This is a genomic window from Leptospira bouyouniensis, from assembly GCF_004769525.1.
In the GTDB taxonomy this organism is placed as follows: domain Bacteria; phylum Spirochaetota; class Leptospiria; order Leptospirales; family Leptospiraceae; genus Leptospira_A; species Leptospira_A bouyouniensis.
Window position 1 is genome coordinate 83,388 of record NZ_RQFT01000017.1, and the last position, 25,678, is coordinate 109,065.

The 25,678-nt window shown below is 32.4% G+C and carries 21 protein-coding genes; 10 read left to right on the plus strand and 11 right to left on the minus strand.

From position 1 onward, the window contains the following. The first annotated feature begins 91 nt into the window (after nt 1–91). Entirely contained in the window at nt 92–544 is a 453-nt protein-coding gene (locus tag EHQ43_RS19000; protein ID WP_244242903.1) for a bacteriohemerythrin, read from the plus strand. Nucleotides 545–662: 118 nt separating this feature from the next. Here EHQ43_RS19000 and EHQ43_RS19005 read toward each other — a convergent pair whose 3' ends face one another. Beyond that, on the minus strand, nt 663–1,163 hold the full coding sequence (locus tag EHQ43_RS19005; RefSeq protein ID WP_135753570.1) for a hypothetical protein: 501 nt from the start codon (nt 1,161–1,163) through the stop codon (nt 663–665). 126 nt (nt 1,164–1,289) lie between these two features. On the opposite strand from EHQ43_RS19005, the gene EHQ43_RS19010 reads away from it, so the two are divergent. Further along, complete coding sequence (locus EHQ43_RS19010; RefSeq protein ID WP_135772042.1) at nt 1,290–2,555, plus strand: U32 family peptidase C-terminal domain-containing protein; 1,266 nt, start codon at nt 1,290–1,292, stop codon at nt 2,553–2,555. A gap of 16 nt (nt 2,556–2,571) precedes the next feature. Here EHQ43_RS19010 and EHQ43_RS19015 read toward each other — a convergent pair whose 3' ends face one another. Next, nucleotides 2,572–3,747 (minus strand): acyltransferase family protein, encoded by a 1,176-nt coding sequence (locus tag EHQ43_RS19015; protein WP_135753568.1) that lies wholly within the window; start codon nt 3,745–3,747, stop codon nt 2,572–2,574. Between the two features lie 286 nt (nt 3,748–4,033). Between EHQ43_RS19015 and EHQ43_RS19020 the strand changes: the two genes are divergently transcribed. Next, the gene (locus EHQ43_RS19020) at nt 4,034–4,915 is read left to right on the plus strand and encodes a DUF4349 domain-containing protein (RefSeq protein ID WP_244242904.1); all 882 of its coding nucleotides are present in this window, start codon (nt 4,034–4,036) and stop codon (nt 4,913–4,915) included. A gap of 15 nt (nt 4,916–4,930) precedes the next feature. Here EHQ43_RS19020 and EHQ43_RS19025 read toward each other — a convergent pair whose 3' ends face one another. Then, nucleotides 4,931–5,359 carry a hypothetical protein gene (locus EHQ43_RS19025; RefSeq protein WP_135772044.1) on the minus strand — a complete coding sequence of 143 codons (429 nt, stop codon included), beginning with the start codon at nt 5,357–5,359 and terminating at the stop codon, nt 4,931–4,933. 305 nt (nt 5,360–5,664) lie between these two features. Here EHQ43_RS19025 and EHQ43_RS19030 point away from each other — a divergent pair, with 305 nt between their 5' ends. From EHQ43_RS19030 to EHQ43_RS19045, 4 genes are all read left to right on the plus strand, one after another. After that, complete coding sequence (locus EHQ43_RS19030) at nt 5,665–6,342, plus strand: response regulator (protein WP_135772045.1); 678 nt, start codon at nt 5,665–5,667, stop codon at nt 6,340–6,342. Between the two features lie 34 nt (nt 6,343–6,376). Further along, complete coding sequence (gene creC / locus EHQ43_RS19035; protein ID WP_279631092.1) at nt 6,377–7,786, plus strand: two-component system sensor histidine kinase CreC; 1,410 nt, start codon at nt 6,377–6,379, stop codon at nt 7,784–7,786. A gap of 74 nt (nt 7,787–7,860) precedes the next feature. Further along, a complete protein-coding gene (creD, locus tag EHQ43_RS19040) occupies nt 7,861–9,192 on the plus strand; it encodes a cell envelope integrity protein CreD (RefSeq protein ID WP_135740883.1) in 1,332 nt (443 codons plus the stop codon). 410 nt (nt 9,193–9,602) lie between these two features. Beyond that, complete coding sequence (locus EHQ43_RS19045) at nt 9,603–12,368, plus strand: CHASE domain-containing protein (protein WP_425269670.1); 2,766 nt, start codon at nt 9,603–9,605, stop codon at nt 12,366–12,368. Here EHQ43_RS19045 and EHQ43_RS19050 read toward each other — a convergent pair. Then, a complete protein-coding gene (locus EHQ43_RS19050; protein ID WP_244242905.1) occupies nt 12,358–12,927 on the minus strand; it encodes a DUF4256 domain-containing protein in 570 nt (189 codons plus the stop codon). The two genes, EHQ43_RS19045 and EHQ43_RS19050, sit on opposite strands and share 11 nt — an antisense overlap. 208 nt (nt 12,928–13,135) lie before the next feature. On the opposite strand from EHQ43_RS19050, the gene EHQ43_RS19055 reads away from it, so the two are divergent. Then, nucleotides 13,136–14,491, plus strand: coding sequence for a beta-propeller fold lactonase family protein (locus tag EHQ43_RS19055; RefSeq protein WP_244242906.1), 1,356 nt, complete (start codon nt 13,136–13,138; stop codon nt 14,489–14,491). A 104-nt stretch (nt 14,492–14,595) separates the two neighbouring features. On the opposite strand, the gene EHQ43_RS19060 is transcribed toward EHQ43_RS19055, so the two are convergent. From EHQ43_RS19060 to EHQ43_RS19075, 4 genes are read right to left on the minus strand one after another with little or no spacing between them, the layout of a single operon-like run. Then, nucleotides 14,596–15,576: a hypothetical protein gene (locus EHQ43_RS19060; protein ID WP_135740884.1), complete on the minus strand. Its 981-nt coding sequence runs from the start codon at nt 15,574–15,576 to the stop codon at nt 14,596–14,598. A 38-nt stretch (nt 15,577–15,614) separates the two neighbouring features. Beyond that, nucleotides 15,615–16,511 carry a hypothetical protein gene (locus tag EHQ43_RS19065; protein WP_135772047.1) on the minus strand — a complete coding sequence of 299 codons (897 nt, stop codon included), beginning with the start codon at nt 16,509–16,511 and terminating at the stop codon, nt 15,615–15,617. A gap of 25 nt (nt 16,512–16,536) precedes the next feature. Continuing rightward, a complete protein-coding gene (locus tag EHQ43_RS19070) occupies nt 16,537–16,902 on the minus strand; it encodes a DUF2200 domain-containing protein (RefSeq protein ID WP_135740886.1) in 366 nt (121 codons plus the stop codon). A 2-nt stretch (nt 16,903–16,904) separates the two neighbouring features. After that, the gene (locus EHQ43_RS19075; RefSeq protein WP_135772048.1) at nt 16,905–17,468 is read right to left on the minus strand and encodes a dihydrofolate reductase family protein; all 564 of its coding nucleotides are present in this window, start codon (nt 17,466–17,468) and stop codon (nt 16,905–16,907) included. Between the two features lie 1,005 nt (nt 17,469–18,473). Between EHQ43_RS19075 and EHQ43_RS19080 the strand changes: the two genes are divergently transcribed. Next, nucleotides 18,474–18,980 (plus strand): DUF1554 domain-containing protein, encoded by a 507-nt coding sequence (locus EHQ43_RS19080; protein ID WP_244242907.1) that lies wholly within the window; start codon nt 18,474–18,476, stop codon nt 18,978–18,980. A gap of 132 nt (nt 18,981–19,112) precedes the next feature. On the opposite strand, the gene EHQ43_RS19085 is transcribed toward EHQ43_RS19080, so the two are convergent. Continuing rightward, on the minus strand, nt 19,113–19,412 hold the full coding sequence (locus EHQ43_RS19085; RefSeq protein WP_135772050.1) for a DUF3995 domain-containing protein: 300 nt from the start codon (nt 19,410–19,412) through the stop codon (nt 19,113–19,115). Between the two features lie 2 nt (nt 19,413–19,414). Then, nucleotides 19,415–20,527: an alpha/beta hydrolase gene (locus tag EHQ43_RS19090; protein WP_135772051.1), complete on the minus strand. Its 1,113-nt coding sequence runs from the start codon at nt 20,525–20,527 to the stop codon at nt 19,415–19,417. 383 nt (nt 20,528–20,910) lie between these two features. On the opposite strand from EHQ43_RS19090, the gene EHQ43_RS19095 reads away from it, so the two are divergent. Then, the gene (locus EHQ43_RS19095) at nt 20,911–22,377 is read left to right on the plus strand and encodes a protein adenylyltransferase SelO (protein ID WP_135772052.1); all 1,467 of its coding nucleotides are present in this window, start codon (nt 20,911–20,913) and stop codon (nt 22,375–22,377) included. A gap of 35 nt (nt 22,378–22,412) precedes the next feature. On the opposite strand, the gene EHQ43_RS19100 is transcribed toward EHQ43_RS19095, so the two are convergent. After that, nucleotides 22,413–25,628, minus strand: a complete 3,216-nt coding sequence (locus EHQ43_RS19100; RefSeq protein ID WP_135772053.1) for a CheR family methyltransferase — start codon at nt 25,626–25,628, stop codon at nt 22,413–22,415. Nucleotides 25,629–25,678: the final 50 nt, after the last annotated feature.

Below are 25,678 nucleotides of genomic sequence, written 5' to 3' on the forward strand. Positions count from 1 at the left end.
TTTGGTTGATATTTATCAATCTCAGAGTACTTCCTCAAACCAAGGATTGGGGATTTAAACCTTGTGGTTCAGACGCTCGGGAAAAAATGGAATGTATGAGGTAGTTATGATTGCGAATTGGGACGAAAAGTATGAAACCAAGATTTCTGAGATTGACTCACAGCACAAAAAACTGTTTCGATTGATCAATCAAATTGAAATCATTTATGATGAAAATCGAGATCATTTATCTAACAAATCAAAATCACTTGTAGATGCTGTGTCTGAACTAGAAGATTATACGATCAGTCATTTTTTAATCGAAGAACGTGTGATGGAACTAAACCAATACCCAGATTTAGAAGCACATAAAAAGCAACATGATCGTTTTACAGATAAAATTCTAGAATTGAAAAAGCGTCTAACATCTGGTACGCTACTCACTAATGATATCGAATTGAATCAATTTTTCAGTGAATTGATTGGATTTTTGAGGTTATGGTTAACTAATCATATCTTACAAGAAGATATGAATTATAAACCATATATTAAATTAGATCTTTGAAAATGAAGATAAGGGTTGTCAGCGTACGAACGAACCCTGATCAATTTGAAATCTGGAGAGCAAGTAAGACAAATACTCTAATAGAATTCATCATTACGAGAATTGAAAGGATTTTAAACTAAAAGACCGAAACCCCCCTTGAAACCAAAATCCCAAGGATCGTGATCCCTAAAGAGAGTAATAAATTGAATCTGCCAAAAAAACCAGATAGCTTGCGATACCGTTCGTATTGAATAGAGTCTTTTTCTAAATAAACAAACGTTTTTGGTCCAGAAACAAAGTCGTGGTAAACTGAGGAAAGGAATAATATTAAAAACAATCCTATCTTTAATGTAAACATGTATCCTATTTTTGATGTAAAGAAAGAGATCATCTCTCCATATGCCAAATATCCTTTAGCGTATAACATACCAAAGCCTGATGTGATAAATATTAAAAAAAGAAAATAAGAGATACTTCTAAACTGGAGTGCAGTTAATTGAAGTAAGGTTAATTTTTGATCTTTGAGTTTTGGATTTCGAATGACTGGCATAATGACAATCACATAAAAGATCATTCCTCCCACCCAAATCATTGCCGAAAGAATATGAAACAATAAACAAACCAAATATAACCACATATAAGTTTAAATTTGTTTTCAAAGTACCTTTTGTCTTTCTATTTTTTGATTTAGAAACAATCTAAATTCTATCTTTGGTATTTTTCTTTAATAGAACGCGAACTCTTTTTGGAATGGAAAAAGTATATGGATTCAATTAGAAACATTCCAGAACTTCTTTTACCAGCAGGGAATTTAGAAAAATTAAAAATTGCATATTTATATGGTGCGGATGCTGTTTATTGTGGAGTCCCTCGTTATTCATTAAGAGCAAGAGAAAATGAATTTTCTATCGAAGATTTGCAAACAGCTGTTAATATAGCAAGGAACTTGAATAAAAAAATATATTTTACTGTAAATAACATTCCACGTAACTCTAAATTACATTCTTATCATAAATATTTGGACCAGATGGCACACCTGAAACCTGATGCTTTGATTATGGCAGATCCTGGTCTCATCCATCTAACAAAAAATGCTCATCCAGAGATAAACATTCATATTTCTGTCCAAACTAACACAATGAATTATGCGGCTGTTCAATTCTGGAAAGAATATGGTGCCACTCGTGTGATTTTGTCGAGAGAAGTATCCATACCTGAAATTAAAGAGATCAAAGAGAAAGTTCCCGATATGGAAATTGAAGTATTTGTTCATGGTTCAATTTGTATTGCTCACAGTGGTAGGTGTTTCATGAGTAATTATTTTAAAAATCGAGATGCAAACCAAGGATCATGTAACAACGCTTGTCGTGATTTGTATAAAGTATATGTGACGAATCCCAAACAAAATGATGAGCCGATGGAATTGATTACGGATGAAGAAGGAACATTTTTAATGAACTCAAAGGATTTACGTGCCATCGAATTTTTGCAAGAGTTATGCGACGCAGGTGTAGATTCATTAAAAGTAGAAGGGCGAACTAAAAATGATTTTTATGTCGGAATGGTGGCAAGGAGTTATCGTCACACATTGGATGGAATCGCAAAGGGTGAGAGTTTTGATCGTAAGTGGTTAGTTGAATTGGACAAACTTTCATCAAGGAAATACTTCTCCGGTTTTTTGACACGAGGATTGGAAGATCGTATTCCGGAGGAAGAACAAAATTTTCAAAACAACGAATTTGGCACAAGCCTCCATAAATCGCATCATTATGTGGGAATTGTCAAAAACTTCCTGGCTGAAAACAAACGAATATCCATCGAAGTTAAAAATAAAATAGAAGTGGGGGATGAAATAGAAGTTATATCTCCTTTAGATGAAGAAGTGAAACCATTTATCGTCGAAGAAATTTTTTATCAAAATCATTCGATCAAAACTATTAGCGGTGGCATTGGCATGGCCGAAATTAAAATTCCATTCCAAGTATCGAATCAATCTTTTTTGACTAAAAGAATAAATAACGTAAATTAGTGTTTAAATTTAGGATTCAAAGTAATTTAGTTCTAAGTTTTTGAAATGGTAATTCGATCAAAAGATATAATGGAATGGATAGAAGTAATTGGATCAATAGAACAAATATAAAATTGATATGAAAAGAAAATAAAGATACATTTTGATTTACTTTCAATATTGCGAGTGCAATACCCATAAAAATAAAATGCCATAAGTAAATGGTGTAACTTAGTTTAGCAAATGGTGTAAAAACTTTTAAACTTAGAAAGTTTGAAATCGGAGATTTTACATTAATCAAAGCTAAATACATAATTCCAGCAAATGATAGATTCTGTAAATTGTATCTTAGAGTGTGAGAGAATATATCCAGATTATGCGGAGATATCATTAAACAGAAAATAAGTGCACTAAAAAAAAGTATTGATAACAAATGATAAATTTTTTTGTGATCATTCAGAAAATTTGAAAAATTCTGATTATTATAAAATAAATCCATCACGATCACACCGATAATTAACGAATCAAATCTTGTTTGCAACGGAGAGTATATTTCGCCATAATAAGGAGGTTTGCTTGATTCTTCAACTTTAATGAATGTTATGATACGCATTAGGAGCGGAATAAGATAGAAAATCCATAACATTAATTGTCGCTTTGGAAATTTAAGTTTGAAAAATAGAATTCCACAAAGTATAGGAAACAATAGATAAAATTGCTCTTCGATTGACAATGACCAAGTATGATTATGTATTCCAGGAAAATAATTGCCGACAAAAAGAAAGTCTCCCCAGACATTGCTGATCCCTTTTTTCAATGCAGCTTGAACTTCTGTTGATACGCCTTTTTTTTCGGAAAATTTTAATAAAGCGTATGCAATTGTAACTGTAATAATTAGAAAAAAATAATATGCTGGGAAAATACGAAGAGTCCGTTTTATATAAAAACTTCTAAAATCAATGGATTGGAATTTTTGCCAATGAAACCAAAGTCCTTTAGAAATTAAAAATCCACTTAAAACAAAAAACAAGTCTACCCCAAACCAAAAGTTCGAATAGATAAGTTCTAGGATAGGTTGGTTTGTTAGTACGAACTTAAGATTCAAAGCATAATGGTTAATTAGTACAAATATGATTGCAAAAGCTCGCAAACCATTCAGAGATTTGATTTCAGAAGCATCTGTGGAAAATAAATTATTTACTGATTGAAACAAAATTTGTCCTGGAAATGAAGCCAAAGTTCATTCAAAGTTTGATTATCGATATAAAATGGAAATTTTTGGTTAGCCAACATGATGTGAAAGGCTCCAAACATTAGAATCAAATGCATAAAAAAGTCAAGAAAATATGTAGTAAATTTATTGATAAAATGGACATAAATAAGAAAAAAAATGACAAAAATAAAACAATTCAATCTTGAAAACCTTAATTCATCTTCATGGGAAGGGAATATCCCTTAATTGTTATTATCTAGTATAATGATTCTTAATAGGATTTCTTGTGAAAAAAATTAGCTTACTCTTCTTTCTTCTTATATTTTTGTTCCTTATCGATTGTGGGAAAGAATCACATGAGGAATCTGTAACTCAAGCGTCTGATGAATTGAAAATTTCAAGTTCTTCTCGTGAGAAAAAAATGTCTCCGAGTGCTCCTGCGATGGAAGAGAGTGGCGAATCTTCGCCGTTATCGAAAGACAAAACAATCGGACCCGTTTTTCTACCGATTCAAAATCAGCAAGAACGACTACTTGAATTCCAAATCGATTTAAGTTACGAAACATTGGATTTGGAAAAAACAAGAAAAGATTTTTTGTCATTTGTTAGCAAATATGGATACATTGAAAATAGTTCAGCTACTAATTCTAACGCACCTTATATGAATGTAAAGATTCATATCAAAGCAGATAAATTATATGAGGCCTTGTTGGAATTGGATACGTATGGTACATTATTGAATGAAAATATTACAACGATTGACCATACAGAAGGAATGGTCTGGGAAAAGATAAAATCCACTCGTGAAAAAATTCGATACAGTCGTAGGGTTACTGCGAACAACCAAACAACAAGTAATTCCAAAAATTGGGAAGCGATTGAAGAATCGATTTCAGCTAGTGAAGAAAGTTTGGACCAAACAGAACTTCAAATTTGGAGGATCAACGATAAAGTAAAATGGGCAACTCTGAATGTGAGTTTCAGTGTCCCCACTCCTACAGACAAAATTATTGTTCCTAAATACCAAAATGCACTGGTTGGAATCACCAACCTTTTCTTAGAGTTAACCTATCTACTCGTTTGGATGATCCCATTTTTTTTACTCGTTGGAATCTTATATCTACCGGCGAAAAAAATAATTCATTGGTTCCAACAAAAAAAAATTTGAGAATCTAAGAGCGATTCATTCTCCGCAGGATTGAGATTTGATGTTAAATGCTTTTTTCTCTTCCAAATCGGAGATCGTTTTTGCATAATCACTTTGTAATTTGAAACAACCCATTCGGTTTTGATTGGATGCATTTTTCATACAATCACAAACTACTTTTGTTTTTTCTTCCAAAGTCAAATTAGAATCCACTTGTGGTATGCCAGCTAATTCCTGTTCGCACAAATTTAGTGATTTAAGATAACTCTCATGATGTTTGGAACCTTTTTTTAAAGCTTTAACATGTTTTTCCCGAAGTGTTAAACATTTTTTTTTGTCAGATTCACTTTGTGAAGTTTTGGCATTTTTTAGACATTCACACATCTCTTTGGATTTTGTTTCTGCATTAGCAAAAACAGAAAATGGGATTACGAGTAAAAAGAATAGAATTGTGATATTTTTCATAAGAAAGGGGATACTTGAATTTGTAAAAAGAGTCAACTTGGAATTCTGAATTTCAATTAAAGAACGGAATTCAATTTATGTCTTTCGTCTCAACTTCAATCGATTGGAAATACAAAGTTAGAAGAATCTACCGAAAAAAAATGCCTCTTGAGTGAAACCTGAACCAAATTTGTTACAATTGCAAAATCTTAAATTTGCTTCATTCTCAGACTTTTTCTATTTTTATCTGATTGCTTTTCTTAAGTACATTTATTCAATACATTTTGTTTAGTTCCAATTCGAATGGAACGAATCTTTTGAATCACATGATTAAAATTTTACTCATAGAAGATGAACCTGGGATACAAGAGACAATTCAAATTGCACTTGAAGCTGATGGGTTTTCGCTATCAATTTCATCCACTGGTTCGGAAGGATTAGAAATGTTAACGGATGAGTTTTCATTGATCCTACTTGATATAGGTTTACCAGACCAAAACGGATTTGAAGTCCTCAAATCCATTCGCCAAAAATTCCAAACCCCTGTGATTTTTTTGACGGCACGTAATTCCGAAATTGATAAGGTTTTGGGATTAGAAATTGGAGCAGATGATTATATTGTAAAACCATTTAGTCCGAGGGAACTTTTAGCAAGGATTAGGGCGATTCTAAGACGAACTCAAAATCCATTGGAAATGGAACAAAAATTGAATCAAAAGATTAGAATATCTCTCGAAAAAAAACTGATATACTTTAATGGAAAAAGTTTGAATCTTTCGCCTTACGAATACAAAACGATGGAATTGTTTTTTAAGTGGCCTGGACGTATTTTTACACGTGAAGAAATTATGGACAATGTTTGGACAGAACCCGAAGATAGTTTTGATCGTGCTGTTGATACTGTGATTAAAAATATCAGAGCTAGATTCAAAGAATTGGATTTACATTTTGATCCAATCGAAACAAGACGAGGGCAAGGTTACGGTTTAAAGGAAAATATATGAACCTTTGGTTACGAATTATCGTTAGTTTTTTTTTATCCTATCTATTGGTTTTTATTATCTAATCGATAAAACAGAAGAATCTATCCGTCCTCGGTATATGGAAACGATTGAAGAATCGTTGAATGATACTACGCATGTACTGTCAGCAATTGTCGAAGAAAAAATAAAGTCGAATCCTAAGGAAAGATTTCATTTTAAAGCACTTCTAGAACAAATATTTCGAAAACCATTTCAAAATGTTCGTAACCGTACTTTTGAAGCAAAAATTTATTCACTCTTAAAAACCAATGCAGACATCCAGATGTACATTACGGATGCAAATGGCATAGTGATCTTTGACTCAGAGAAGTTTCGTGAAGGACTAGATTATTCTAAATACAATGATGTTTATCTAACTTTAAAAGGAAAGTATGGAGTTAGATCGAGTAAAATGATCGAAACGGAAAAAGAAGGGGCTTTGTTCATTGCTTCTCCAATCCGTTACGAAAATGAAATCATTGGCGTACTAACAGTCATTAAACCTAAGATAGGTGTGATTCCATTCATTGAAGAAGCAAAAAACAAATTTTGGCGAATTTCATTATTAGTTGCCTCTTCAATTGCAATTGTATTTAGTTTGCTTGCTTATATTAGTTTTCGGCCTATCCTGCGATTATCGAAGTATGTAAATGCTTTAAGAACAAATGATAAAAAACCCTTTCCAAAATTAGGAATAAAAGAGTTGAATGATTTGGGAAAAGAAGTGGACCAACTTGTCATCGAACTTGAAGGAAAAAAATATGTTGAGTCTTATGTACAAACTCTTACTCACGAAATCAAAAGCCCACTTTCTTCTATATTAGCATCTGTCGAGTTAATACATTCTCATCCAACTGAGATTGACAGATTGACAAAAACAATAGATGCGGAAGCAAAACGAATTCAAAATTTAATTGATCAATTGCTAGAGTTATCGTCTTTAGAAGGGAAAAATTCAATCCAGTTAGAAGATACAATTCATTTGGTTCCATTACTTGAGGAAGTGATCACACGTTTTGAAATTGAGTTAGAAAGAAAAGCATTGATTGTGAAACGAATTTTTCCAAACCATTCATTTCAAATTAGAGGAAATCAAAACTATATGCGTATGGCCATCGAAAATATCATACGAAACTCAATTGAATTTGCAAATCCAAATGATACGATCACTGTTCGAATAGAATTTGATGAATCATCACAAACGAATCTTGTGATTTCTGACCAAGGACAATCAATTCCTGATTATGCTTTTCCAAAATTGACCGAAAAGTTTTTTTCGTTGCCGAGGCCAATTGGAAATCGAAAAAGTTCTGGTTTAGGTTTAAGTATTGTGAAGGAAATTCTGGATTTGCACCGAGCAGCTTTAAAAATTCGAAATCTAAATCCAAAGGGTGTTGAAGTGAAAATTGAGTTTCGAAATGATTAACCCTCACACAATCCTCACATTGCTAACATAATATACTCACCATTATCAATTATATTTGATGTTAGGAGTTTTTTATGAGCAAATTAATATCATCTGTAAACATACGTCTTTTGATCTTGGGTGTGATGGTTATTTTATTTATCATCCCACTTTCAATGGTTGGTTCCTTAATTGAAGAGAGAAATCAATCTCGATTGGATGCAGTTTCCGAAGTGGGTCAAAAATGGAGTCAAAACCAAACATTACTTGGCCCTGTACTTGTGATTCCTTACAACATAAGGATTCCGAAATCTGGTACTTCACAAACAAAAGAAAAATGGGACTATATCACAGAATATGCCTATATCTTACCGGAGGAACTTACATATAATGTAGAGATGGTGACTGAAGAACGAAAACGTGGGATTTACCAAATTCCGTTGTATACCAACAAAATTAATGCTAAAGGTAAATTTGCGCCTGTTAGAATTTCTGATTTTCCGATGGATACAACTTATATTTATTGGGAAGATGTTAGATTGATCGTTTCCGTTTCCGACTTAAAAGGATTAGGTGGTGATTTAAAACTAAATTGGAATGGAAAAGAAAAAGTTTTCACTCCAGGAACAAAATCTAATTTTTTTACTTCAGGAATGAGTCTTCCTATTCATTTAGATGATAACATTGGATTTTCCAATTTCAATATGGATGTATCCTTAAAAGGATCAGATACATTTTCTATCATACCAATTGGCAAAAAAACCAAAATGATGATGGAATCAAATTGGAAAGACCCTTCTTTTAATGGAAATCTTTTACCAGTGGATCGTGAAATTCATGAAACTGGATTCCGATCTCTTTGGGAATCATCGTACTTCTCTCGGTCTTATCCACAAGTGATCCATGCATTGGATGAATCGATCGTGAATTCAATTTACAATTCAGCTTTTGGAGTGAGTTTACTAATTCCAGTTGATCATTATTTAAAATTAGAACGTTCAGTTAAGTATGGATTACTTTTTATTGTCACCAGTTTCACTTTGTTTTTTTTGATGGAAGTGTTTGGAGGAATTATATTACATCCGATACAATATGTACTCATCGGATGTGCTATGATCATTTTTTATGTTTTGAATTTATCATTTTCGGAACATATTGGTTATTTAGGTGCATATATGATCTCATCTCTTGCAGTTACTTCGCTGATTGGATACTATGCTATTCATGTTTTACAAAATAGAAAGAAAGGAATTATCACGTCGATGTATTATCTTTCATTGTATTCTTTTTTGTATATCATTTTGGCTTCGGAAGATCAGGCTCTTTTACTAGGATCCATAACTTTGTTTACAATTTTGGCACTGGTTATGCATTTTACACGTAAAATCAATTGGTATCAATTTGGTTTGAACACACATAATACGTAAAACATTAGAACTCTGTAATGAAAAAGATTTTGATTACAGAGTTCTTGCTAACAGTTGAAGATTTTTTCACGATGCATATTATTTGTTTTTAAAGTCAATCGATTGAAATTTGAATGTTTAAAAAATCCAAATTCGTTCGAAAAATCAGTAATCTAAATTGAATCAACTATTTCTTACCATAATGTAATTTCTAATATCCTACCTTGGATCACCCACTTAAGTCTCACTTACACTAATTTATGAAACCATCAGAATGGTTGAATTGAAACAATTAGATAAGAAAACTACAAGTTGAACTGTCAATTATTCAAATTTTAAATCTATATGTCGCCAAAAAGGGAATTTTGATCAAAAATTCAACCTTCGTGTTTTGATTTGTTTTGGATTCTTAATTTTTTACTCGTCTTTATATGAGTATGCACTCTTTAGATGAAAGGATGAGTTATTTTTTTAGGAAAATAGGTGCATATTTCTTTGTCTTCATTGTTTATTTTATCTCAGGAAAACTCAGTTTATATCTTTCTTCAATCGATGGATATAGCACACCTGTATGGCCACCTGCTGGATTTGCACTTGGTTTTGTTTTAATTTTTGGAAACCGAGTCTGGCTCTCTGTATTTTTAGCTGCATATTTCACGAATACACATTTTTCTGATCCAGATTTTAGCTGGCTTGAAACATTTACTAACAATCCTCAAAATATTTTTATATCGTTTGGAAATTCCATCTCGGCATTGTTTGGTGCATATTTATTGAAAAAATGTTCTGATTCAAAATTGAATATTTTTTCTGTTAAAGATCTTTTATCTTTTTTCGTTTTAGCAGGTCCTGCCGCTGCAATAATATCTTCAATTATAGGAAGTTTTTCATTACTCATTTTCAATATTATCTATAAAGACTTTTTGTTCCAAACTTGGTTTACTTGGTGGTTGGGTGATTCTATTGGTATCATCATATTTACTCCCATTCTCATTTTGACGCATAAATGGATTTTAAAAGAAGAAACGGGGATGAGGTTAATTCTCTTTTGTTCCGCGACAATGGGAACATTTGTTTTGACACTTACTATTTTTTTTGTAACACGAGATTGGGAAAAAGAATTCATTCAATATCGCATCAAGACAGATGGTCAGATCATTTCTTCTGAAATAGAAAACCGAATCTTTGAAAATTTGAGAGTTGTGAAGTCATTGGGTTCATTTATTTCAGTACAAAACAGTTTAAATAAAAAAGAATTCGATACGTATGCTAAGTCAATTTTGGATGAAACAGAAAGTGTATCGGCTGTGTCCTGGAATTTAAAAATTCCACACTCTAAACGAAGTTTATATGAAGCAAAACTCAAAAATGATTATCCAAATTCAATTGGAATCAATTTGAAAGAAGAAGGTGCTACCAAAATTTCACCAATAAAAGAGCAGTATATCTTCGTTCGTTACATATATCCATTTCCTGAAAATAAAGCAGCTGTCGGTTATGATGTTTATTCGAATCCTGTTCGAAGAGAAGCATTAAATATTGCAATGCAAACAAATGATTTAGAAATCACTGGGAAAGTGAATCTAATACAAAATGATTCCGATAATACAGGCTTCTTAGTTTTTTATCCATTGAAAAGAAACGATGGTGAATATGGATTTGCAACAGCTGTCATAAAAATTACTTCTATTATAAAAAAATCCTTAATTGGGAGTGATCAAAATAATTTATGTGTTCAGATTTTAGAAGGTGATCAAAATCACTCTAATGAAGTATACAACCGAAATTGTATTACATCACAAGAAAAAATATTCTCTGATTTTTCTCACGTTCACAGAACAAAAATTGGAAGCCACTTACTAACTTTCCGTATTGTAGCAACAAAAGAATATTTTGATAAGAACTTAACAAATGCTTCTCGTTTTATATTAATTATTTCGTCCTTTCTAACTGGGTTACTTGGAATATTAATGTTAATCATTCTTGGAAAAGAAAAAAGTATCCAAGAAATCGTTGAGAAACGAACATTTGAGTTGGAAAAAGCCAATCGAGTAAAATCTGAATTTTTGGCAAATATGAGCCATGAAATACGAACTCCAATGAATGGAGTACTCGGTATGTTGACTTTATTAGAAGAAACGAATGTTGATATTGAACAAAAAGATTATTTGGACAATGCTAAAAAATCTGTTTTATCATTGCTAACTATTATCAATGATATCTTGGATGTTTCAAAATTGGAAAACCATAAACTTGAAATTATTCCAACAGAAACGAATATATATAAACTTTGTCGCGATATACAACTTTTGTTCCAATCCGATGTGATTGAAAAAAATTTAAAACTAAACCTTGATTTTACAATTGAAGATACTAATTTACATATCTTAGTCGATGAAAATAGATTGAGACAAGTATTAAATAATTTGATTAGTAATTCACTTAAGTTTACGCCAAGTGGAATCATTACTTTAGCAGTCAAATTGGAACCTAGTAGAAATTTTATCGAATTCTGTGTTCATGATACTGGGATTGGAATTTCTGAAGAGAATATGAAGAGATTATTTGATCGTTTTGTGCAATTAGAAGATGCAAGAACAAAACGATTTGAAGGCGCTGGACTAGGGTTGTATATATCAAAACAGTTAGTGAAATTGATGGGTGGTGAAATCAAAGTGGAAAGCATCTTAAATATAGGATCAACATTTAAGTTTACAATTCCTTTCCATCAAGTTGATGTTCCAGTTCAAACAATCATAAGAATAGAATCACAAGAAACTTTTAATTTAAAAAACGTTAATGTGTTAGTGGCAGAAGATAATCTTCTTAATCAAAAGTTTGTAAGAAAAGTTTTAGAAAAGGAAAAAGTAAATGTGACAATTGCATCAAATGGTATAGAAACAATTCAACTATTGGATGCATCACTTTTAAATGAAAGTAGGAAATACGATTTGGTACTTATGGACATTCAAATGCCTGAATTGGATGGATTAGAAACTACAAAACGAATTCGAAAAAGAAGAGATGAATACCAGAACATTCCTATCATAGCACTCACTGCAAACAATATGGACTCCCAAATAAAAGAATATTTAGAGAATGGTATGGATGATTGCGTTAAAAAACCAATCATTCTATCAGAACTTCTCAATTCAATTTATAAAATATTTTCTAAATCAAATGAAATCAAACAGTAATGGAAGTGCGAAAACCACGAACAGCGTAATAAGATTCGGCACCATTATGGTAAACAAAAACAGTGCCATAACGAAAGTCACAAAATAGTGCTCCACCTAATTTTCGAATTTGACTCGGAGTTTCTATCCAACTAGATGTTTTTTTATCGAATTCACCTAAGCTTTGTAAATGGCGATATTCCTCTTCATTTAAAATTTTAGATCCCATACTTTTTGCAAATTCGATGGCATTATTTTTTGGTTTGTTTTCTTTCCTTGATTGAAGTGCCTCTTTGTCGTAACAGAAACTTCTACGCCCAGTCGGTGATTCTGCAGAACAGTCATAAAAGGTAAAAGTATTACTTTTTTTGTCATAAAGTACGACATCTGGTTCCCCACCTGATTCTTCCATTTTGAGAAGAATTTTTATTTTGTCAGGATTTTTCCTTAACTTCTCTTCTACGATATTCCATTTAATTCCTTTATGACGGTTTGGAAAACTTTCAAATCTTTCTTTTAGAATGAGAAGGAGAGAATCTTGGTTCATAATGTTTTGTGCTAAAGATTTAGATTGAATCATGACTTAATAACATTAAGATCAATGAAACTAGTTTGTATTTTGATTTTTGCCTAACATTTTTGCAACCCTAAAACACCGTCTGGTTGTTATAGCAACGCCATTTTTTGACTTTAAAAACGAATTTAGAATGACAATTGAAATCCGTTATATATATGTTTGTTGAAAGTTGTGGATCAAATATATTTTATAGACTAAACAGGAATCAGTTTTGAAATATATTCTACTATTTTTATCTTTAATGAGTTTGAATGCCTGTCTTCTCAATCCCATTGTTCAACAAGTGTTATGTTCTGAGAAAGACAACAAATCACAAGATTCTCTTCTTTTTTGGCTATTTCTTGCAAACCAAAACTATTATATCGAACTCAATCGAAATTGGGCTGGAATCAAAAAAGGCCAATCATTACAATTATCAGCTCAATACTTTGCTTTTGGTCAAAACATCAATTCAAGTTTTCAATGGTCTAGTAGCGATGTGTCAGTAGCAACAGTCGATCAAACTGGTCTTGTACAAGGGATCGGCAATGGTAAAGTTTCGATCACTGCTTCGTCTCGTGATGGAAGAGCGAGTGCTGAAAGTTCAGTTACCGTTTATTCTGGATATGTTTATACAACTCTCAATTTTGACAATAGTGTCGCTCATTTAACGATGGATGAAAATAGCGGAGTCTTAACAGTGAATGGCACAACTTCCGTCATTCCGGGAAGTGATCCAAATGGAATTGTAACAGATCCAAGCGGAAAATATTTATTTACTGGAAATTTTGCGAGTGGAAACATTTCTCATTTTCTTATCAACCAAAGCACAGGGGCATTAACGGCAAATGGTAACATTACTGCCGGTGCTAATCCTCGCAATTTAGTTGTGACACCTGATGGTAAGTATTTGTATCTCGCATCAGAAGGTACACAAACAATCCGAGCCTTTTCCATTAATGGAGATGGTACTTTAACATTTATTAATTCCTTTTCCACAGGTATTGGGCATTCGCAAATCCAAATTTCACGAAATGGAAATTTTATTTTTTATCTCAGCCCAAACTTAACGGAAGTTGTTTCCTACCGAATCAATTATAACGATGGAAATTTAACTTTAGTGGGGACTAGTCCATCATTTGCCAATAATGGGTCAGGCAGTATTGCTACACATCCCAATGGAAATTATTTGTATATGGGTTCCTTTCCTTCCATCACGATTTTGAGATTTGATAGTAATTCAGGTAACATTAGTTTTGTGGATTCAGTTTTACATTCAATGTCTATCAATGGTTCTATCGTCCATCCGAATGGAAGATTTTATTATACAGTAAATATTAATAATTTATCAATTTCAGGTTATACAATTGATCCTTATAATGGTAGGATCTCGTTGTTCCAGAATTTAACTGGTTTTAGTGGAAGTAGTTTACGATTTATCATTATTGAACCATCAGGTAGATATGCATATGTAGCAGACAACAGTGGTGAAATTAAACATTTGAGTATCAATCAAACAACTGGTGAGCTCACATTCGTTGGATCTGTAAATCCAGGTAGCGTTCAATGGAATTTAACTTTTTTATAAAAACAATAATACATTCGTATAAAGTTTACTTATTTCGTGTTTTTTAAATTTAAGAAAGAAAATATATAATACGGAAACATCAAAGATTTTATTGCTTCAAAAGTTTATATTTCTGTTCTAATCCTTTGGTTTTCTTTAATGATATAGTCTTCAAATTCTTTTTCATAAATTTTTACCTTTTCGGTAATTAATTTTTGTGTTTGGAATAAATTTGGATATTTTTCAAGTGAAAATGTCTCAGGATTGATTACTTCTTCAGTTTCTTTTTGCTCGATATCATATACCAATTGATTGAGTAAGACACGATAAGTGAAATAAAAAGCAAGGATTTCCATCTTATTATCAGTGTCTTTAAGCGTTTGAATCGAATCAAATTTAGCAACGAGATTTTCACCAATATTAGTTAAGGAAGTTACTTTTGTTTCAATTTTGTCTTTTGAGTCGCGAATTTCCAAAAAAGTATGGAGCATTGGCAAACTCGCTATTTGATTGATTAATATGATTTTGGATAAACTAGATTTTTCAAAATCATCAATTAAAAATAATTCAAATTTTGTTAATTTGATTTTTTGTGGGATTAGATAATTTTGAATGAAGAGTGATTCTATTGCATACGCATCTGCTTCAAACAAAGCCTTTACGATTCGATTGTTTTTGTAATATAGAAAATACCTTTGGCTATTGAAGAAATCGTAAGCATGTGTGAATTCATGTACCAAAGCTGAATAAAAAATACTTGGATTCTTTTCAAACTGATCTAAAAAGTATGTCCCTATGACAATTGCAGGTTTTTTATTTTCATTATAAAAATCCACAAAACCCATTGCAGATATATCTTGATTAGCATTGACATCAATTAAAAAAACTACTTCCCCTTTGATGGCTTGGCTCATCATAAAATTAATTTTTTGTTCCACGAGATCATTTTTTTTTGGAGAAGATTTAAATACAGTTTCAAACTGTGTGACCGCATTCCTAAGGATTGGTTCATAATCGCTGAGTGTTTTTGTTTTGATTGTTTCACCAAACACTAAGTGTGGAAGAAGAAGTGTAAATAAAAGAAAAATGTAAGTGATATGTTTCATACAACGCCTCATAAATAAATTATTTTTACCGAAATTTTCTATTTTAGTGACTCTGCGGAATTAGGAGTGCTTTCGATATTTATTTCTTTCAATGTCCACCCTTCATAACTTTTTAGAAAAAATAAATGGATAGTTTCATCACCTTTCTTGAATTTTAAATATTTTCCAAAGACAAATTGATTATCATTTTTAAGGTCTAAAGATTCTAATATATCATTTGGACTAAGGTTAGCTAAAGAATTTGGAAGGTTAAAGAATCGATTTGAAATTTCATTTTTTGTATGTAATACAACAACTGGATTTTCTGTGATTTTGAATTCTTTTTGATCCTTTTCTTTTAAGATAAAATTTTGGTCGAGTAATAGAGCAATCTGGTATAAATTTTTGCTTTGGAGAATTTTGAACGTGGATGTAATCTCTAAAGTGTCAGCAACAGATGCTATACCTTTGAAAGAAAGTTTTATACTCGTAACTTTTTGGTTTTGTACTTCAAAACTAAAATTTCTAGATGTATCGTAAGAATAATATTGAATATTCTTTAATTCTTCCTTTGTTTGTTCATCATAGGCATTTCGAATTTCATCTGGTTTCCCAAATGTTGAAATTACTTTTTCCGCATTGTCTCCTAAATTGATTTCATTCAACCCAAAAAACTTAGGATTTTTGTTACCTTGGATTTGGATCGCCCAAACTAAATCAGGTCTTTTGTTTTCAGATTCGACAACTAAAATATGTTCATCTAACTTAAAAGCATCGTAACTGTAACCATCTTCAAATGTATGTGACTTAAAAGGTTTTCCATAAATTTCGGATACAAGGTTTCTTTTTTGTCCTAGTTTGATTCCATACATCATAAAAAGTTTTGATTCACCAAATAGGGAAAAAGGAAAAATTATAAATGTTATCGGTAATATTGTTCTTTGAATCAGTTTCATTTTGCTTTTAACTCTTTTTCTTTGATCAAGGCTCTCTTAAAATTTTATCTAGAGATTTTCCTTTTGCCAATTCATCCACTAATTTATCCAAATAACGCACCTGTTTAGTTAATGGATTTTCAATTTCTTCTACACGATAGCCACAAATCAAACCTTTGATAAGTTTAGCGTTATCATTTAATTTAGCTTTGGCGAAAAAGGTTTCAAAAGTAACATTTTCTTTGATCAATTCCTTGATTTTTTTTTCATCAAAAGAAGTGAGCCATTGGATGACTTGATTTAATTCTTTTATCGTTCTGCCTTTTCTTTCAATTTTGGTTACATATAATGGATATACAGATGCAAAAGTCATCTTAGCCATTTTTTCATTATGTTCTTTCGTAGGTTCCATGTTTAATGATTCCTTAGTGTTCGGTAATGAAGAGCAATATTGCCAGAAGGAAATGTTTTAGTACTGACCAATTCTAATCGAATTGTGTTCTCGAGCGAATGGTTAAAAAACAATCTTGGACCTTTACCTACGATCACTGGATGGATCACAATTCGATACTCATCGATGAGTCCATAATTAGAAAGTTGTGAGGCAAGACTTAAACTTCCTATGCAGATATCTTTTCCAGGTTGTTTTTTAAGATATGTTACTTCTTCTTTTAAGGGTCTTGTCGCAAGTGTTGTATTTGGATCTGAAACTTTTGAGATCGAATTTGAAAAAAGAATTTTTTCCATGGCAGTAAACACTTTCGCAAAATCATTGCTAACTTGTGACATTGATTCATTTTTTGCAATTTCTGGCCAAAATGGTACCATGAGTTCATAGGTAATCCGACCATAAAGGATTTCACTGCTATTTTGCAACATTTGCATGAAATATTCATGTAATGCTTCATCTGCGTTCATATCGGAATGGCCAAAAAAACCATCAGCGGAGGCATTGATCCCAAAGATTACCTTTTTCATTCACCTTTTTATAAGGAGTTAGGTTGTTGTTGGAAGTACATTTTATCTAGGAAAGGCTGGAGGAAGGAAAAATCGAAACGATTACAAAACAATAAATTTGGAAACAATCTTATCTGTAAAAGCTCGGAAAATGGAGACATTCTTTTCAGTTTTCAATTCTGATTTGATTTACAATGATTCCTGCTGAATACAGTTTTTAAACATTTTATGAAACGACATAAATTGAAAATCAGATAACATTTTGTGAACAAAGATTTTCTGATTAACTTCATTTGGAATGAATCGCGATAAAGTTACATGGTGTAAATGCAACTAAGTTACAAAATGACCGGTATTGTTAGAACCCAAATTTTATCAGTTGGGATTGAATTATAATTAATAGAAATGCCTAAATTTATCGGATTACGAACATTAGTTTAGAATTTGTAATGGATCACGATGGTGTTCCAGTTAATAAATATTAATCCAAATGTAAGTTTACTACTTTCGAAGAGGGTAGTCACCAATTAACATAACTTAACACTTGTGAATAAATATGCGATGATTTTGAAACGAGATTGATTCTTATATATTCGTTTAACGTTGAGATTATGGTTTTGATAATTCACGGAAGAAAACATGAAACGTTTTGAAGAGAAATATTATAACTGTTTTTAGATTCAGATACTAATGCCAGAGTTCATTTTGATCCATTTGAGAATGAGAAATCCTAGAATGTTAGATCGATCAATGACAGAAATAAGATTTAGGAAAAAGAAAATTTCGAAAAAAATACTTTCTAACTTGATTCCGCAAAGGAAGTATGTTAGGTATAGAATTGAGCTAAACTAAATGAAAAAGATATATTACCTTTTTGGTTTTTTTCTTATGTTTTGTTTCCATTGCAAAAAGGCGAATCTTTGCAATCCTGCCGATATTGAAAGTCAATGTGGAATTTTAAACTTGGCTTTTCAAAAACCTATTTCGTTCGGACCTCCGAAAAAACCCCAATGCTCTCCTTGCCGAATGTTTGTTTCGGCGACATCGTATAATGCAAATTTACAAGGAATTAGCGGTGCTGATGTTAAATGTTCAATTGATCCGAATAAACCTGCGGATGGAATATATAAAGCTTTACTAGTTGACGATGTGAATCGAAGAGCCTGCACAAGTGCCAATTGTTCAGTAGGTGGAATCACGGAACAAATCGATTGGGTTGTAGCACCTAATATCAGTTATTATTCATTAAACACTTCAGCTTTAATTTTTACATCAGATTTGAATGGTGTCTTTACCGGCTCTTTTGCGACAACTATGTCAGCACCAACAGGGATTTGGACAGGGATCAAAAATAATCCATCTTGGGATTGGCAAACAGATACATCTCATACATGTACATCCTGGTCTGACAATGTTTCCGCAAACTGTGGGACCTATGGCGTTACATCCTGGCAAGATAGCAGAGCCATTGCGATTACCTCTGCCTATGGGAATGGCGGAACTCTTAATAATATCCTTTGTATCGAACAATAGTACTAGAACATTTAACTAGTTTTGTCACTTTCTAATTACCGAACATAGAAATTAATTGAATGTATTTTGTTTGTGTTTATTTTGCTTTGTTATCCTTTAGTGGTAGGTGAAAGAGACTTACAATTCATCTCGTCATTCGTTAGTATACTTTCGAAGGAAATTCATCCAACAGATATTCATCTGTGTAGGTATTATTCTTTTTATGAGCGAAAAACGAAACATCCATAAAATTGGTAACATAGAAAACAAAAACAATCCTAAGGCCACAAAAAAACAAATGAATGGAGAGGGGAATTGGTTCCCTTTGCCAAATACCTTATCAATTAACTCTTGTTTGGTATTTCCTGGCCATAAGCCACCGAATCCCCAGTAAATATGAACGAGAGCTAATGAAAAAAGGATTGATGTAGTGATAATCGTAATGAATGTCATCGTTAGTTTAGAGTGAGAGATTGTTTTGTGACAATGAATTGGAAAGCATTTTCTGATAAAGACTTACCATTAATCGTAGCAGACCATGCACTATGACCTTCTCCCACAAGTGGATTAAATTCATATGCAGCTCCACTTGCGATGTAAGCATCACGAAGAGCTTCTGCTTGCGTAAATGGAACATCGGCATCAAGTGTTCCATGAACTATACTAATCGGTGGGTCATTTGCATCAAACCTTGATTGACCAGTGATAGATTGCAAATATGTCATATGATTGATTCCACCCCAATGATTAATGACTGTATGAATTTGTGCCCTTGCGGTAAGGTTCGTGCTAGAAAGAGTAGCATCAACTAAAGTGAGAGTTTCATCTCGAAAATCACTAGCATTCGTTATGCCAAGCATATTCGCTAAAAAGGATCCCGCTGAACCACCAAGAGCTGTAATGAAATTTGTATTGATTCCATAATTTGCCGCATTGGCATACAACCATCGAAGCGCAGCTTTTGCATCTCTAGCTGCAGGATACATTGCATAACTTTGTTGTTTTTCTGCTGGAGAAAGGCTAGCAAGATTCATCACATATGTTCCCCAAGCTGTTGAAAGTGTACCGTAAGACGATATCAGCCTATAGTTGATGGAGATACACACCCAACCACGGCTAGTAAAATAATTTGCCATAGCTACAATGTTTGAATCATCTTTGGATCCAGTAGAAAAACCACCTCCATGGATAAGGATCATTGCAGGACGATTCCTTGGTGCATTGGTTGGTAAATATAAATCTAAACTTAAATTGACTACATTCGTTGTAGGTGATCCCCAATTGGAATGGCTTAATGCTTGTGCATAAATATGCGTCGATTTGGCAACAGTATATGTTGCATTTGACTGTACAGTAGGAGGAGTTGTCCAACTATTTTGGTTCGAGAGTGCTTGTAATAATAAACCAGAAGCAATTAATGATGTATTTTGTGTATTGTTTTTGTCATCAGAATATTCTCCTAAAATGGAACAGGAAACATTCAGTAAACATAATATAAGAAATACATAGATAGGTTTTATAACACAAAAATAATTCCATCCGATTTTGTACTGAATCAAGTATTTCATACCATTTACCCTTTCGACTGGGAACAACAATTGAGTAGGGGTTTTTCTTTCATGAAAAATTTTTTTTTATTAGTGTTTGTCACATGTTTTTGAGATTCAATTCTACTTTGTGAGAAGAAGAATCTTTGTTGATACCAATCTTATTTTCAGCGATAGAATCATGATAAAATAAAAATAACAATGATATGTTCTTTGGTTCACTCAATTTCAATCCTGCGCCCCGGATTGCAGCGGAAATCCTTTGCGAATGCAAAGATTGGAGCGGAAAGCCGGAAATGTGCGCCCAAAACCTGTGTTCAAAGCAATTTTTAAGTGGAAACTAATCTTTTCAGTTTCATATTAATTAGAGACGCAAAACGAATTCCAAGAAAAGTCTAAACAATATGCTATCTTTTTCTTTTCCTGAACATCCCAGTGTAGAAAAAACTTACACATCATTGCCTAATTCTTTTTTCCAATACATAAAACCAACTCCTGTCGCTTCGCCTAACGTTATTTTTTGGAATGAGAGTTTAGCTAATGAATTTATGTTTGAAAATTGGAAAAAACAGGATTTAATTACCGCCCAATTTTTTTCTGGGACAAGTTTGCCGGAAAATTTACAGCCGTTTGCTCAAGCCTATGCAGGCCATCAATTTGGACACTTTACAATGTTAGGTGATGGTAGAACAATTGTAATGGGAGAGTTTCAGAATCGAAGTGGTGAGAGGTATGATTTCCAATGGAAGGGATCTGGTAGAACAAAGTACTCAAGAAATGGAGATGGAAGAGCTACAATTAGTGCTATGGTGCGAGAATACATCATGAGTGAGGCAATGGTTGGGTTACAAATTCCAACAACTCGAAGCTTGGCGGTAATTGCAACTGGTGAAACTGTATTACGTGACGAACCACAGGAGGGAGCGGTATTAACTCGTGTTGCCTCAAGTCATATCCGTGTAGGAACTTTTGAATATGCTTACCATACATTATCACTACATGAACTAGAATCTTTATTTCAGTATACTGTAAATAGACATGCTCCGAATCTTCTGAATGCCGACAATCCAGTGCTTGCATTTTTAGAATATGTGATGAAACGACAGGTAACGCTTGTTACTAATTGGATGCGCGTGGGTTTTATCCATGGTGTGATGAATACCGACAATATGAGTATTTCTGGGGAAACCATTGATTATGGTCCATGTGCTTTTTTGAATGGTTACTTCGCAAAGAGAGTGTTTAGCTCGATTGATGTAAATGGACGTTATGCATTTGCCAATCAGATGGGTATAGCACAGTGGAATCTTGCTTGTTTAACAAATGCCCTCTTGCCTTTGATTGATCCAAACGAGAAAACAGCTATAGACTTAGCAAAAGGAAAATTATCTGAATTAGAAAATTGGTTCCAAGAAAGTTACATACGGATGTTAGGTGAGAAAATTGGATTTCCAAATTTAACTGAAAAGGATTTACCGTTGTTACAAAACTTATACCAATGGATGCAAGACACGGAAGCCGATTATACCAATACTTTTCTTGTACTGGAAGGAGCTTACGTTCCAAAGGATTCAATCTATAACGATCATCGATGGAAGGATTGGGTGAAAGATTGGCAGGATGCAAAAAAGAAACATGGTATCCTCGAAGAAGATGCAATTTATCTTATGCAAAAGACAAATCCAAGTTTGGTTCCTAGAAATCACTTAGTAGAATTAGCACTTGCTAACGTTCGCCAAGGACAATTAAGGATTGCCGAGGATTTGATCAAAAGAGGCCAATCTCCTTATACACGTTTGTTAGGTTATGATTACAACGATGAAGTTCCCAGAGGAGGTGATAGAAACTATCGAACGTTTTGTGGAACTTAAATTGCAGATTCGTTACTTGTTTGTCGTTTTCGTTTTTAGGTTTTCGGCAGGTATTTCAAAGGAAAACTAATTATTATTTTGGTTCCATTCTTTCTTTCTAAGTGAATCGTTCCTCTCAATTGTTTTACAAGGATTCTTAATAATTCAAGACCGAATCCGGTGGAAGATTCAAAGTCAATGTCCTTTGGAATTCCGATACCATTGTCGCTATAAATACAGGAAATTTGGTTGTCTAATTTATGGATTACTAGTGAAATCTCACCTTTATCAAATTTCTTAAATGCATATTTCATTGAATTAGTAACAAGTTCATTTAAAATAATACCTAAAGTAGATATCATTTCTGAACTGAGGGCAATTTTATCTAAATGTATCGTTTTTGATACTAAATGACCTTCTGGAAAAATACTAATGATTTCTCCAATCAAATCAGGTAGATAATCTGAAATATCAATTTCTGATGTATTTCTAGATCGATACAATTTATCATACAAGGTCATCATACTTTGAATTCGACACGATGCATCTACTAAGATATTTTTAGTTGTTTCATTAGTGATTGTGTCTGCTTGTAAATTTAATATTCCTAATACAGTACCCATGTTGTTTTTAATGCGATGGTGAACTTCTTTTAGAATGATTTCTTTTTCAGACAATAGATTTTGGACTTCTGTTAAATGAATGTCTAAAGTTTCATTTGTATTCCTTAAAGCAAATTCCAAATCCTTTGTCTTGGTTATGTTTGTGAATGTAATTACAAGGCCATGGATTCGATCATCTACCGTTCGGTAAGGCATAATCTTTGCTATATACCAAATTTTTGAATTGGATTGAATTTCAACTTCTTTGAATATTAAGGTATCTAAAACTTCTTGAGCATCATGAATGAATTCAGGATAATCTAATTTGCTGCCTAAATCCGTTATGGGTCTTCCGATGTCAGTAGGTATCATGTTAAATACTCTAGTTACATGTTTTGTGAACCTTCGGATTCTTAAATCCTTATCCAAAAATAAAGTAGCAATATCGGTTCCATCTAATAAATTTTTAAAGTCATTTGTTATTGAAATATATTCATCAATTTTGGTTTGTAATTCAGCATTAACAGTTTGTAATTCTTCGTTTAAACTTTGCATTTCTTCTTTGGAAGAAGTTATTTCTTCATTTGTTGATTGCAGTTCTTCATTTGTTGATTGCAGTTCTTCATTTGTTGATTGCAATTCTTCATTTGTTGATTGCAATTCTTCATTTGTTGATTTTAACTCTTCTTGAGATGTTTGCATCTCTTCAATTGTGAGCTGAAGATCTTCTTTAGTTCTTTGCAGTTCAGCTTCCAAGACCATCATCTGTGTTTGGTATTTGTTTTTTAATTCCTTCGGGTTTTCTTTAGTGATAGGAATGAGGGTAGGCACATCAACAAAAACGATTAAGAATAAACCTGACAATCCATCTGGTTTTTCTATCTTCCGAATGATTACATCTACTAATACAATATTGGAGTTATAGTTTATTTTTAAATTTTTTAGTGTGATGGGATTAGTTGATTCTATTACTTTTCTATATGCAATGATGATTTCGTGACTTAAACCTTCCCTTGCCATTAAAAAAATATTTAAGACTGCTTTACCCGCGGCAGGCTCTAAGTATTTTCCCGTTTTTCCAGTAATGTATATTATATCTCCTTTTTCATTGGTAAGAACACTAGAGGGACTATATTCTTGGAGGAGAATAGTATTCGTTAATGTTTGAATACTATTTTCCGAATCTTTCATTTTGGATATTTCAAAATTTGCTAACTTTTCAGATTTGAAAAAAGTTGGAAAATCAGTATGTTCATTTTTAATCGAAACTTGATTTTTTTCAAAAATTCTTAGTTTTGGATCAATGGTTTTAAAAAATATGTTTTGATTGCCTAAGGTTTCTGCTGTTCCAAGTATTAAATATCCTTCTGGTTTTAGACAATATCTAAATAATCCTAATATTTTTTTTTGTAAATTAGGTTCCATATAGATTAGCATATTGCGACAGGATATTATATCGAGTTTTGTAAACGGAGGATCTTTAATGATATCGTGATTTGCAAAAACAACTAATTCTCTAACATTTGGATTGATGTGGTATCCGTTTTCAACTTTTGTAAAAAAAGTATTTAGTCGATTAATCGAAACATTTTTTTCAATATTTTTTGAGTAAATACCTTGCCTTGCTTTGTTGATTGCTTCTTCATCTAAGTCAGTGGCAAAAATTTGAATAATAAAACTTTGATAGCTTTTATTTTTAATTTTCGCTTCTAAAAAGGTTATCGCAAGGCTGTATGCTTCTTCACCTGTAGAACAACCAGGGATCCAAATTCTTATGATTTCATTCGATGTTTTTTCGAATATTTTTTCAAATATTAATTTTTCAATTCTATCCCAAACTTCTTTATCTCTAAAGAAATGTGTAACGCCGATTAAAATTTCTTTGAATAAGAATAAAAGTTCATCTGGATTTTCTGTAACATATTTCTCATACAAATGAATGCTTTCTAAATTTAAAAAAATTATTCTTCGTTCTATTCTTCTAAATAAAGTATTAGTTTTATAATTTGTAAAATCATGACCAGATTTTTGTTTTAAAAGTGATTGTATTACCCTTAATGATTTAATTGAATCTTCAGGCGGTTGATCAAATTGATTCATTCCAGCTGGAGAATCTATAAAGGACACGAGACTAATTGCTAATTCATCAGGTGAAGCAATTAAATCGACGTTGACAGCTTTGATTGCATTTAACGGCATACCATCAAATTTTGCAGTGGCTGGATCTTGTACAAATGCTAATCCACTTTCCTTTTTTATAGATTGAAGTCCAATTCCCCCATCAGTTCCCATACCAGATAAAATTATCCCGACACTTTTTGTTTTATAATCTTTCGCAAGTGATGAAAGAAATAAATCAATTGGTAAACGAAAACCCTTCTGTTCTACAGGTTTTGAAAGATATAAGACGTGATTAGAAATTGATATCGTTTTGTTTGCAGGTAATACATAAACTGTGTTAGGTTTTACTTTAATTCCATCGGTTGCTGCTATGATAGGTATTGAAGTATGACGTTGTAAGATTTCAGGAATCATACCTTTATGGTTAGGATCTAAATGAAGGATCACTACATAACTATAACCGGTATCGATTGGCAGATGTTTGAAGAATAATTCTAACGCGTCCAGTCCACCAGCAGAAGCCCCGATACCGATGACAGGAAACGTCATTGGAATAATACCGATTTGAGATTCAATAAATCGGAGAACTTATTTTGGAA

Bases quoted from the DNA above. Each gene is read 5' to 3' on its own strand.
- EHQ43_RS19025 (WP_135772044.1), bottom strand. From the start codon at position 5,359: ATGAAAAATATCACAATTCTATTCTTTTTACTCGTAATCCCATTTTCT.
- EHQ43_RS19085 (WP_135772050.1), bottom strand. From the start codon at position 19,412: ATGACATTCATTACGATTATCACTACATCAATCCTTTTTTCATTAGCT.
- EHQ43_RS19065 (WP_135772047.1), bottom strand. From the start codon at position 16,511: ATGAAACTGATTCAAAGAACAATATTACCGATAACATTTATAATTTTT.
- EHQ43_RS19005 (WP_135753570.1), bottom strand. From the start codon at position 1,163: ATGTGGTTATATTTGGTTTGTTTATTGTTTCATATTCTTTCGGCAATG.
- EHQ43_RS19050 (WP_244242905.1), bottom strand. From the start codon at position 12,927: ATGATTCAATCTAAATCTTTAGCACAAAACATTATGAACCAAGATTCT.
- EHQ43_RS19045 (WP_425269670.1), top strand. From the start codon at position 9,603: ATGAGTATGCACTCTTTAGATGAAAGGATGAGTTATTTTTTTAGGAAA.
- EHQ43_RS19030 (WP_135772045.1), top strand. From the start codon at position 5,665: ATGATTAAAATTTTACTCATAGAAGATGAACCTGGGATACAAGAGACA.
- EHQ43_RS19090 (WP_135772051.1), bottom strand. From the start codon at position 20,527: ATGAAATACTTGATTCAGTACAAAATCGGATGGAATTATTTTTGTGTT.
- EHQ43_RS19010 (WP_135772042.1), top strand. From the start codon at position 1,290: ATGGATTCAATTAGAAACATTCCAGAACTTCTTTTACCAGCAGGGAAT.
- EHQ43_RS19060 (WP_135740884.1), bottom strand. From the start codon at position 15,576: ATGAAACATATCACTTACATTTTTCTTTTATTTACACTTCTTCTTCCA.
- EHQ43_RS19100 (WP_135772053.1), bottom strand. From the start codon at position 25,628: ATGACGTTTCCTGTCATCGGTATCGGGGCTTCTGCTGGTGGACTGGAC.
- EHQ43_RS19000 (WP_244242903.1), top strand. From the start codon at position 92: ATGTATGAGGTAGTTATGATTGCGAATTGGGACGAAAAGTATGAAACC.
- creD (WP_135740883.1), top strand. From the start codon at position 7,861: ATGAGCAAATTAATATCATCTGTAAACATACGTCTTTTGATCTTGGGT.
- EHQ43_RS19080 (WP_244242907.1), top strand. From the start codon at position 18,474: ATGTTTGTTTCGGCGACATCGTATAATGCAAATTTACAAGGAATTAGC.
- EHQ43_RS19095 (WP_135772052.1), top strand. From the start codon at position 20,911: ATGCTATCTTTTTCTTTTCCTGAACATCCCAGTGTAGAAAAAACTTAC.
- EHQ43_RS19075 (WP_135772048.1), bottom strand. From the start codon at position 17,468: ATGAAAAAGGTAATCTTTGGGATCAATGCCTCCGCTGATGGTTTTTTT.
- EHQ43_RS19070 (WP_135740886.1), bottom strand. From the start codon at position 16,902: ATGGAACCTACGAAAGAACATAATGAAAAAATGGCTAAGATGACTTTT.